11 protein-coding genes and 1 pseudogene are annotated in these 10,163 nt (G+C 73.7%); 9 read left to right on the forward strand and 3 right to left on the reverse strand.

Annotated features, from left to right (window positions below; translation table 11 throughout):
- The 4 genes from VIU94_RS31695 to VIU94_RS31710 all read left to right on the forward strand — a co-directional run.
- Positions 1–334: substrate-binding domain-containing protein (locus VIU94_RS31695; RefSeq protein WP_331916684.1), on the forward strand; the 334-nt coding region annotated here is incomplete at its 5' end.
- A 73-nt stretch (positions 335–407) separates the two neighbouring features.
- Entirely contained in the window at positions 408–1,301 is an 894-nt protein-coding gene (locus tag VIU94_RS31700; protein WP_331916686.1) for an SIS domain-containing protein, read from the forward strand.
- Between the two features lie 25 nt (positions 1,302–1,326).
- Positions 1,327–2,088: a PIG-L deacetylase family protein gene (locus VIU94_RS31705; protein ID WP_331916688.1), complete on the forward strand. Its 762-nt coding sequence runs from the start codon at positions 1,327–1,329 to the stop codon at positions 2,086–2,088.
- Positions 2,089–2,153: 65 nt separating this feature from the next.
- Positions 2,154–2,987 (forward strand): enoyl-CoA hydratase/isomerase family protein, encoded by an 834-nt coding sequence (locus VIU94_RS31710; protein WP_331916690.1) that lies wholly within the window; start codon positions 2,154–2,156, stop codon positions 2,985–2,987.
- Positions 2,988–3,045: 58 nt separating this feature from the next.
- Here the strand turns inward: VIU94_RS31710 and VIU94_RS31715 are convergent, their stop codons facing one another.
- Positions 3,046–3,828 carry a VOC family protein gene (locus VIU94_RS31715; protein WP_331916692.1) on the reverse strand — a complete coding sequence of 261 codons (783 nt, stop codon included), beginning with the start codon at positions 3,826–3,828 and terminating at the stop codon, positions 3,046–3,048.
- Between the two features lie 131 nt (positions 3,829–3,959).
- Entirely contained in the window at positions 3,960–4,919 is a 960-nt protein-coding gene (locus VIU94_RS31720) for an SDR family oxidoreductase (protein ID WP_331916694.1), read from the reverse strand.
- Between the two features lie 139 nt (positions 4,920–5,058).
- Between VIU94_RS31720 and VIU94_RS31725 the strand changes: the two genes are divergently transcribed.
- The 4 genes from VIU94_RS31725 to VIU94_RS31740 all read left to right on the forward strand — a co-directional run bounded on the left by VIU94_RS31725 (position 5,059) and on the right by VIU94_RS31740 (position 9,009).
- On the forward strand, positions 5,059–5,655 hold the full coding sequence (locus VIU94_RS31725) for a helix-turn-helix domain-containing protein (RefSeq protein ID WP_331916696.1): 597 nt from the start codon (positions 5,059–5,061) through the stop codon (positions 5,653–5,655).
- Between the two features lie 83 nt (positions 5,656–5,738).
- Positions 5,739–6,707, forward strand: a complete 969-nt coding sequence (locus tag VIU94_RS31730; RefSeq protein WP_331916697.1) for an NADPH:quinone oxidoreductase family protein — start codon at positions 5,739–5,741, stop codon at positions 6,705–6,707.
- Complete coding sequence (locus VIU94_RS31735; protein ID WP_331916699.1) at positions 6,704–7,933, forward strand: acyl-CoA dehydrogenase family protein; 1,230 nt, start codon at positions 6,704–6,706, stop codon at positions 7,931–7,933. Before VIU94_RS31730 ends, VIU94_RS31735 begins: the two co-directional genes overlap by 4 nt.
- Complete coding sequence (locus VIU94_RS31740; RefSeq protein ID WP_331916701.1) at positions 7,930–9,009, forward strand: acyl-CoA dehydrogenase family protein; 1,080 nt, start codon at positions 7,930–7,932, stop codon at positions 9,007–9,009. Before VIU94_RS31735 ends, VIU94_RS31740 begins: the two co-directional genes overlap by 4 nt.
- A gap of 22 nt (positions 9,010–9,031) precedes the next feature.
- Here the strand turns inward: VIU94_RS31740 and VIU94_RS31745 are convergent, their stop codons facing one another.
- Positions 9,032–9,766: a translation initiation factor IF-2 gene (locus tag VIU94_RS31745; RefSeq protein ID WP_331916703.1), complete on the reverse strand. Its 735-nt coding sequence runs from the start codon at positions 9,764–9,766 to the stop codon at positions 9,032–9,034.
- A 209-nt stretch (positions 9,767–9,975) separates the two neighbouring features.
- On the opposite strand from VIU94_RS31745, the pseudogene VIU94_RS31750 reads away from it, so the two are divergent.
- Positions 9,976–10,163, forward strand: a pseudogene (locus VIU94_RS31750) (hypothetical protein); the annotation flags it as partial.

The following is a 10,163-nucleotide window of genomic DNA, read 5'->3' on the forward strand; positions in this document are numbered from 1 at the left end:
GGCGGCGCGCGCGGCCGGCGCCACCGCCGCGCTCTGCTTCGGCGACCGCGAGGCCACGCTGGTCCTCGCGGCGGCCCGCCGGGCCGGGCTCGACGTGCCCCGGGACCTGGCGCTGATCAGCTACGACAACGAGTTCGCGGACGTCGCCGAGACCCCGCTGACCGCCGTCTCCCCGCCCAAGTTCCAAGTGGGGCGGCTGGCAGCGCAGATCCTGCTGCGCCGCCTCGCCGACGGCGACGCGAGCCCGCTGCATCAAGTGCAGCTGCGGCCCCGGCTCGTGGTCCGGGCGTCCTGCGGCGCGGGCCCGCACAAAAGTCCAAGTCCTGCTCACTGATTGCTCATGGTGCGCCCCGAGCGGACGGGATAGAAATCGGTCCGGACCGCAGCACGGACGAGAGGACCCGGACATGACCGCGCACGTCACCGCCGAGATCGCCGGCCAGCCCGACTGCTGGCGCCGCGCCGCCGACATCGCCGCGGCGCAGGCCGCCCTGCTGCCCGGACCGGGCGAGCGGGTCGCCGTCGTCGGCTGCGGCACCTCGTACTTCATGGCGCGCGCCTACGCCGCGCTGCGGGAGTCCCTCGGCGCGGGGGAGACCGACGCGTTCCCCGCCTCCGACCCGACGCCGATCGGCCGCGGCTACGACCGGATCGTGGCCCTGACCCGTTCCGGGACGACGACGGAGGTGGCAGAGCTGCTCGCCCGGGCCGAGGGCCGCATCCCGACCCTGGCCCTGACCGGAGTGCCCGACAGCCCGGCCGGACGCCGCGCGGACGAGGTGCTCGACCTTTCCTTCGCCGACGAACGTTCCGTCGTCCAGACCCGGTTCGCGACCACGGCGCTGCAACTCCTGCGCGCCGGGCTCGGGGTGGACCTCACGCCGTCGATCGTGGACGCCGAGCTCGCGCTGTACGAGCCGCTGCCCCGCGCCTGGGAGCAGCGCGGCCAGTTCACCTTCCTCGGCACCGGCTGGACGGTGGGCCTTGCGGACGAGGCCGCGCTCAAGCTCCGCGAGGCGGCCCGCGCGTGGACCGAGTCGTACGCGGCGATGGAGTACCGGCACGGCCCGATCAGCATCAGCGACCGGCACAGCCTGGTGTGGTGCTTCGGTCCCGCGCCGGCCGGCCTGGCCGACGAAGTGGAGTCCACCGGCGCGCTGTTCGCCGCCGACGCGCTGGACCCGGTCGCCGCTCTGGTCCGCGCCCAGCGGCTGGCCGTGGCCCTGGCGGGCCGCCGCGGCCTCAACCCGGACCGCCCGCGCAACCTGGCGCGTTCGGTGATTCTGACCGGCGCGGTCTGAGCGGGCGCGCGGGTAGGGTGCGGCCATGATCGAGAAGACCGAGAACACCCTCCCCGCCTTCGACCCGATGCCCGAGGACTGGCAGCGCGCGCTCGCGGTCGTGGCCCACCCCGACGACCTGGAGTACGGCTGCGCCGCGGCCATAGCGCACTGGACGGACGGCGGCCGGGAGGTCGCGTACCTGCTCGCCACCCGCGGCGAGGCGGGCATCGACACGCTCGATCCGGCCGCCTGCGCCCCGGTGCGCGAGCAGGAGCAGATCGCCAGCGCGGCGGTGGTGGGCGTGGAGACCGTGGAGTTCCTCGACCACCGGGACGGTGTGATCGAGTACGGGCTCGACCTGCGCCGGGACATCGCCGCCGCGATCCGCCGCCACCGCCCCGAGCTCGTCATCACCCTCAACCACCGCGACACCTGGACCCCGGGCCCCGGCGGCCCCTGGAACACCCCCGACCACGTCGCCGTCGGGCGCGCCACGCTCGACGCGGCGGCCGACGCGGGCAACCGCTGGATCTTCCCCGAGCTGACCGAGCAGGGCCTGGAGCCCTGGAACGGCGTCCGCTGGGTCGCCGTGGCGGGCTCCACCACGCCCACCCACGCGGCCCCCGCCGCCCCGGGCCTGGACCGCGCGATCGACTCCCTCCTGTGCCACCGCGCCTACATAGAGGCCCTGACGGACCAGGCCCCGGAGGAGTACGTCCGCGAGTTCCTCACCGGCATCTCCACCCGCACCGGTGAGCGCTTCGGCGGGGTTCCCGCGGTCGCCTTCGAGGTCTTCGCCCGCTGAACCCGTTGCCGCCCACGAACCCGCCCGCCTAACCTGACGCTCCATCAAGAAGGGGGCGGGGCGCGATGATCGACACGCTCGACGGCGGGATTCCGGCGGGGGAGGAGCGACTTCGGCTGGAAGTCGAGGGCGGGGTCGGGGTGCTCACGCTGTGCCGGCCGGAGAAGCTCAACGGCTGGAGCTGGGAGGCGAGTCGGCAGCTCGGGGTGTTCGCCGACCGGATCCGGTTCGATGAGTCCGTGCGGGTCGTGCTGCTGCGGGCCGAGGGGCGGGCGTTCTGCGCCGGGATCGACGTCACCGCGCCCGGCGGGGCGATCACCGGGCGGTCGGCGGCGGAGCGGACGCACCGGTACGACGAGGGCATCCGCTGGGTCCACGAGCGCTTCGCCGCCTTCGCCCGGCTCCCGCAGCCGATCGTGGCCGCCGTGCAGGGCTACTGCCTCGGCTTCGGCTTCGAGCTGGCCCTGATGGCGGACGTCAGGATCGCCGCGGACGACGCCGTGTTCGCGCTGCCCGAGGCGCAACTCGGCGTCGCCGTCGACGCGGGCGGCGACCTGCGCATCGCGCGTGACGCGGGGGCCGGCTGGGCCAAGTACCTGGCCCTCACCGGCCGCCGCCTCGACGCCGCCACGGCCGAACGCCTCGGGCTCGTCCAGCTCGTCACCCCGACCGACGGCCTCGACGCGGCCGCCCGAGACATCGCCGCCGCGATCGCCGCGAACGCGCCCCTCGCCGTCCGCGCGATCAAGCGCAACATCGACGCCTACGCCGACCAGGGCATGTCCGCCGCCCTCGACCGAGCCGCCCTCGCCGCGGCGCTCACGCTGACGTCCGACGACGCGCGCGAGGGGTACGCGGCGAAGGCGGCGCGGCGTGAGCCGGGGTTCGAGGGCAGGTGAGCCGTCAGTCGTGCGGAGGGGCGGCGAGCCGTCAGCCCTTTTGACGGCCCGTGAGCTCTCAGCCCTGCCGCGGCTCCGGCTTCAGCACGGCGAAGGGCGCGCCGTACGGGTCGGCGAACCAGGCGATCCGGCCCACGTCCGGGACGTCGGCCGCCGGCATCAGCACCGTCCCGCCGTTGCCCTGCACCGCCTCGGCGGTCCGGTCGGCGTCCGCCACCGCGAAGTACGGGATCCAGCTCGGCGCCATGCCCTCGCCCTGGAGCTCCGCCGTGCCGCCGAACGACGCGTCCTCCTGGTCGCCCTCGGCGGTCGAGATCACCCGGTACGTCATGCCCGGCGCCTTCATCGCCGACCACCGCCAGCCGAACAGGCTCTTGTAGAAGTCGAGCGCGGCCTCGGGGTCGCGGGCGTGCAGCTCGGCCCAGACCAGGGTGTTGTCCTCCGAGGTCCGGTCCAGGCCCTTGTTCGTGCCCGGCTGCCACAGCGCGAAGTCCGCGCCGTCCGGGTCGGTCAGGGCCGCCATCCGCCCGGCGTCCATCACGTCCATCGGCGCGACGCGCACCGTCCCGCCGGCCTTCTCCGCCGCCTGCACGGTGGCGTCCGCGTCGGGCGTCTGGAAGTACACCGTCCACGCGGAGCGGGCGCCCGCCTCGGTCAGCGGCCCGATCGCGCCGACCGTCTTCCCGCCCTGCTGGAAGAACCCGTAGCCGCCCGCGTCCGGCCCGGCCGATGCGTAGTCCCAGCCGAAGACGCTCGTGTAGAACGCGGCCGCCGCCTCCGTGTCGGGACTGCCGAGGTCGATCCAGTTGGGAGAGCCGGTGGTGAAGTCCGTACCGAGCATGTGGTGCGCCCTGCCTTCCGCTGCTGTGTGCTGTGCCTGTCCTGTCCCGCCCACCCCCGGCGAATCCTTTCCGCCGCGGCCCGTCCGCGCAGCCCGAGCGCCCCGCATTCACACGCACGGCCGAGCGTGCGTCAGGCTCCGGGCCGCCCCCGGGTCCCTCTCAGTTGCTCGCGGACCGGGATCACCGGATCGTTGACGAGCGTCCGGCGCTGCCAGTTCGCGCCGTCCACGACCAGAGTGTGCCCGCTGACGAACCGGGCGTACGGCGAAGCGAGAAACGTCGCCGCCCAGCCCAGTTCGCGCGGCAGCCCCACGCGCAGCGCCGGCTGCCGCCGCGCCGGGTCCGCCGCGCGGTCCAGGCCCGCGCGGATGTCGGCCGTCATGTCCTCGTGCGGCATCAGGCCGGGTACGAGCCCGTTGACCTGGATCCCGTACGGACCCCACTCCACGGCCAACGTCTCGACGAGGCTCTTGACGCCCGCCTTCGCCGACGCGGAGTGCACGAAACCCGGGCCGCCGGTCCACGCGTACGACGCGCCGACGGCGATCACCGAAGCGGGAGTCCCGTCCGCCAGGTGCCGGCGGGCGAAGTCGCGGATCGTGAACCAGGCGCCGGTCAGCGTGATGTCGACCACCGCGCGCCAGCCGTTCGGCGACAACTCCTCGGCGGGAACGGGGAAGTTGGCGGCGGCGTTGCTCACCAGCACGTTGGGCCGCCCGACCGGCCCGGCCTCGCAGGTGTCGAGGACCGCCGCGATCCGCTCCGGGTCCCGTACGTCGCACACCGCCGTCGCCACGCGCGTCCCGCCCACCGCCTCCAGCTCCGCCCGGGCCCGCGCCAGCCGCTCCGCGGAGCGCCCCACGATCAGCAGATCCGCCCCGAGCCGGGCGAACTCCGTGGCGATCGCCTTCCCGAGCCCGGACCCACCCCCGGTCACGAGGACGGCCCGCCCCTCGTACGTCCCAGGGGGCAGCGCCTGCGATCCGAGCGGGGGCGGCGCGGGCAGTCCGTTCGGTGCGGTGGGTTCACTCGGATCGGTCGGATCGGTCGGATCGGTCGGATCGGTCGGATCGCTCGGTCGGCTCGTCATGGCGCATCGATAGCGCGGACTCCCGGAGATCTGAAGCCCCGAGGACGTGCTGCGTCGGCTCTGTGTCCGTTCATGCTCCCGAGCCTGCTCCCACCCTCACCGGCTTGACAAAGTTTCTTGCCGTTTCTGCAATGGAGTCATGACCGACCACACGCACGAGGACCCCCGCATCGACGCCGTGCTCACCGAGGTCGGCCCCCGGCTGCGCCGCATCCGGCGCGCCCGCGGCGCCACCCTCGCCGAGCTGTCCACCTCCACCGGCATCTCGGTGAGCACCCTGTCCCGTCTGGAGTCCGGGCAGCGAAAGCCCAGCCTGGAGCTGCTGCTCCCGATCGCCCGCGCCCACCAGGTCCCGCTGGACGAGCTCGTCGGCGCGCCGCCGGTCGGCGACCCCCGGGTCCGGGCCGAGCCGATCGTGCGGCACGGCCGGACGATGTACCCGCTGACCCGCCAGCCCGGCGGCCTGCAGGCGTACAAGGTGGTCCAGGACAAGCCGTACGAGGAGCCGGATCCGCGCGTCCATGAGGGGTACGAATGGCTCTATGTGCTCTCCGGAAAGCTGCGCCTGGTCCTCGGCGAGCACGACGTCGTGCTGGGCGCGGGCGAGGCGGCCGAGTTCGACACGCGGGTGCCGCACTGGTTCGGGCCGACACCGGACGGTCGGGTGGAGTTCCTCTCCCTGTTCGGGCCGCAGGGCGAGCGGATGCATGTGCGGGCACGCCCGAAGAAGTCCTGAGCAGCCTGTTCCCGGATCGTCAAGCGACCGCTTAGTATGCGACCGACCGCCCAGTACGGAACGACCGCCCGTGGAGGATCCCGATGCAGGCATGGCGTGTGCACGAGAACGGCGAGCCGGGCGAGGTGATGCAGTGCGACGAAGTCGACCGCCCCACCCCGGGTGACGGGCAGCTCCTGCTCAAGGTGCGCGCCGCCAACGTCAACTTCCCCGACGCGCTGATGTGCCGGGGCCTGTACCAGGTCCGCCCGCCGCTGCCGTTCACCCCCGGCGTGGAGATCTGCGCCGAGACCGACGACGGCCGCCGGGTCATCGCCACCACGGCTCTCCCGTACGGCGGCTTCGCCGAGTACGCCGTCGCCGACGCGGCGACGGTGCTCCCCGCGCCCGAGGCGCTCGACGACGCCGAGGCGGCCGCGCTGCACATCGGCTACCAGACGGCCGTGTTCGGCCTGCACCGGCGCGCCGCGCTCCAGGAGGGCGAAACGCTGCTCGTGCACGCGGCCGCGGGCGGCGTCGGCAGCGCCGCCGTCCAGATCGGCAAGGCCACCGGGGCCACCGTCATCGGCGTGGTAGGCGGTCCCGAGAAGGCCGCCGCCGCCCGCGCGCTCGGCTGCGACGCAGTCGTGGACCGCCGCTCCGAGGACGTCGTCGCCGCGGTCAAGGAGGCCACCGGAGGGCGCGGCGTGGACGTCGTCTTCGACCCGGTCGGCGGCGACGCGTACACCCAGTCGACGAAGGTCGTCGCCTTCGAGGGCCGGATCGTGGTGGTCGGCTTCGCGAGCGGGACGATCCCCTCGCCCGCACTCAACCACGCGCTGGTGAAGAACTACTCGATCCTCGGCCTGCATTGGGGTCTCTACAACCTCAAGGACCCGGCCGCGATCCTGCGTTGCCACGAGACGTTGACCGAGTACGCCGCGAAGGGTGTGGTGAAGCCGCTGGTCAGCGAACGGGTGCCGTTCGCGGGGGCGGCGGATGCCGTGCAGCGGGTGGCGGACGGGGTGACGACGGGCAGGCTCGTGGTCGTTCCGGAAGGGGCTTCGCGATGACGTCCAAGGCGACCCGGCCTGCCGCGACCGCGCCCGAGGGGACGGCGCCCGACGCCGCCGAACTGATCACCCGTACCAGGAAGTTGCTGGACGAGCACCCGCCCGCCACCACTCCCCGGCTCGACTTCCTGCGCGCCCGCTTCGACGCCGGACTCGCGTGGGTGCACTACCCCGTGGGCCTCGGCGGCCTCGCCGCGCCGCGTGCCCTGCAGGCAGTCGTCGACGCCGAACTCGCCGCCGCCGGGGCCCCCGACAACGACCCGCGCCGGATCGGCATCGGTCTCGGCATGGCCGCGCCGACGGTCCTCGCGTACGGCTCCGAGGACGTCAAGCGGCGCTTCCTCAAGCCGCTGTGGACCGGCGAGGAGGTGTGGTGCCAGCTCTTCAGCGAGCCCGGCGCCGGCTCCGACCTCGCCGCGATCGGCACCCGCGCGATGCGGGACGGCGAGGACTGGGTCGTGGACGGGCAGAAGGTCTGGACGTCCAGCGCACACACCGCCCGTTGGGCGATCCTCATCGCCCGCACCGACCCGGACCTGCCCAAGCACCGCGGCATCACATACTTCATCTGCGACATGACCGACCCCGGTGTCGAGGTCCGGCCGTTGCGCCAGATCACCGGCGAGGCCGAGTTCAACGAGGTCTTCCTGACCGGCGTGCGGATCCCCGACGCGTACCGCCTCGGCGAGATCGGCGACGGCTGGCGGGTCGCCCAGACCACGCTGATGAACGAACGCGTCTCCATCGGCGGCGGCCGGCTGCCGCGCGAGGGCGGCATGATCGGGAAGGTCGCGCAGACGTGGCGCGAGCGGCCCGAACTGCGCACCCACGACCTGCATCAGCGGCTCCTCGACCTCTGGGTGGACGCGGAGGTCGCCCGCCTCACCGGCGAACGGCTGCGCCAGCAGCTCGTCGCGGGCCAGCCGGGCCCGGAGGGCAGTGCGATGAAGCTCGGCTTCGCCCGCCTGAACCAGCAGATCAGCGGCCTGGAGGTGGAACTTCTCGGCGAGGAGGGGCTGTTGTACGGCGACTGGACCATGGTCCGGCCCGAACTGGTCGACTTCATCGGCCGCGACGCCGGCTACCGCTATCTGCGCGCGAAGGGCAACTCGATCGAGGGCGGCACGAGCGAGGTGCTCCTCAACATCGTCGCGGAGCGCGTGCTCGGCCTGCCCGCCGAGCCCCGCAACGACAAGGACGTCCCCTGGAAGGAGCTCGCGCGATGAGCGACCTGCTGTACTCCGACACCGAGGAGGACCTGAGGTCCGCGGTCCGCGCCCTGCTCACCGACCGGGCCGGCCCGGACGTACTGCTCGGCCGGATCGAGACGGACACCCCGTACGTCCCCGGCCTCTGGCAGACCCTCGCCGCGGACATCGGCGCCGCCGGTCTCCTCGTCCCGGAGAAACTCGGCGGCCAGGGCGCGAGCCACCGCGAGGCGGCGGTAGTCCTGGAGGAACTGGGCCGCGCGGTGACGCCGGCGCCGTACCTGACGTCCTCCGTAGTGGCGACACAGACGCTGCTGGCCCTGGAGGAACGGACGGATGAGGCGGCGCGGTTGCTGGGCGACCTCGCGACGGGCCGGACGGTGGCGGTCCTGGCCGTCCCGCTCTCCGCGGGTCCCGATGCCGAGCCGGGGGCGGGCGGCGGCCGCGTGACCGGCGTGGCGGACGCCGCCGTCGCCGACGTCCTGCTCGTCCCACGCGCGGACGGGCTGTACGCGGTCCCGACCGCCGAGGCCCGGATCGAGCCGCAGACCCCGCTGGACCTGACCCGCCCGCTGGCCGCGGTCGACGCGGACCGCGCGACCGGCGTCCGTCTCGCGGACGGCCCCGCCGCGCGGGCGGCGATCCGCCGCGGCCTGCTCGCAGGGGCCGGTCTGCTCGCCTCCGAACAACTGGGCCTCGCCGCCTGGTGCCTGGAGGAGACGGTCCGACACATCAGGGAACGCCACCAGTTCAACCGCCCGATCGGCTCCTTCCAGGCCCTCAAGCACCGGATGGCGCAACTCTGGCTGGAGGTCGTCAACGCCCGCGCCGCCGCCCGCGCCGCCGCCGACGCTCTGGCGACCGGCAGCGAGGACGCACCGCTGACCGTGGCCGTCGCCCAGGCGTACTGCTCGAAGGTCGCGGTCCACGCGGCCGAGGAGTGCGTACAGCTCCACGGCGGCATCGGCATGACCTGGGAACACCCGGCCCACCTGGCCCTCAAACGAGCCAAGTCCGACCAGATCGCCCTCGGCTCCCCGGGCGGCCACCGAGCCGCAATCGCAACACTGGCCGCCCTCCCGGCCCCCGCGTGAAGCCCGGGGATTGAGGCCTCGTTCAGTGCGGTGGCGGTGCCGGGTCCAGGGCGTTGCCGACGGTGCAGCCGCCCTCTCCGGGCATCCGCTGGGTCCGGGGCGGCGCCCACACCTCGGTGGCCCCGGGGCGCACGCGGGCAAGAAGGCAGTCCTGCGGCTCGAAGCCGTTGCCCTTCACCGACAGGAGAACGCCGACCCGGCCGTCGTCCGCCTTCACCTCGGTACGGATCGCCGGATCCAGGTCCAGGGCGGCGAGCGTACGGCGCACCTTGGCCTCGTCCACCCGGCCGCCCTCTGGCACCCGGGGAAGTTTCGCGCGGAGCTTCTCGTACGGCAGCTGGGGCGGTGCGGGCGGCGGGGCGAAGGTCAGCGGAGGGCCGTCCGGGCAGTCCACGTCACGGGGATCCTCCCTCCACTCCGACGTGGGCGACACCCGCACCGCGAAACAGCGCCGCACGACGACCTCGTCGAGGTCGAACCATCCGTTGTACGCCGAACCGGACGTGCGGACGACCACGTCGACGCCGTCCCCGTCGTGTGTCGAGGTACCCGTCACCCGCAGTACCTCCACCCCGTCGATGCCGGAAGCGGAGCGCCCGACCTCCTCCGCCGTGCGCGGACGCTGGCCGTAGAGCCGCTCGCCCGCGTGCCTGGCCACCTCCCGTGCGGCGTCCGTCGCCTCGCCCTCGGAGCTCTGCAGCACCCCGCAGCCGGCGGTGAACAGCAACAGCGGGGCGAGCAGCAACAGTCGGCGCATGCGTCCCAGCCTTCCGGCGCCGCGTGCAGCGGACAGCCGCTCACGTACTCGGACCGGCGTAGGCGATCGTACTCAGCCGGTCGGGGAGTCGCGGACGCGCCTGCGTGGCAGCCGCGTTGTCAGTGCCGGCTACTAAGTTCGATCTCGTTCCGCCGGCGCCGACTGCACATCGAGGCGCGGCATTCCCCTGCGCATGAGGAGATGGTGCGTTGTCGGTCTGGGAGAGGTCGAGCACGGCACGGGTGCTGCCGCCCGTACGGCCCCGCAAGCTCGCCAAGGTTCCGTTCGTGGAGCTCGCCGACGGTCGCCTCCAGGGCGTCGTGTCCAGCGGCTCGGACATCGGGCGCGTCTACGTCTCGTCGGTCGCGGCCGGCACGTACGCGTTCGCGTGCAGCAC

The sequence above is a fragment of the Streptomyces sp. genome (assembly GCF_036566765.1).
Classification (GTDB): Bacteria; Actinomycetota; Actinomycetes; order Streptomycetales; family Streptomycetaceae; genus Streptomyces.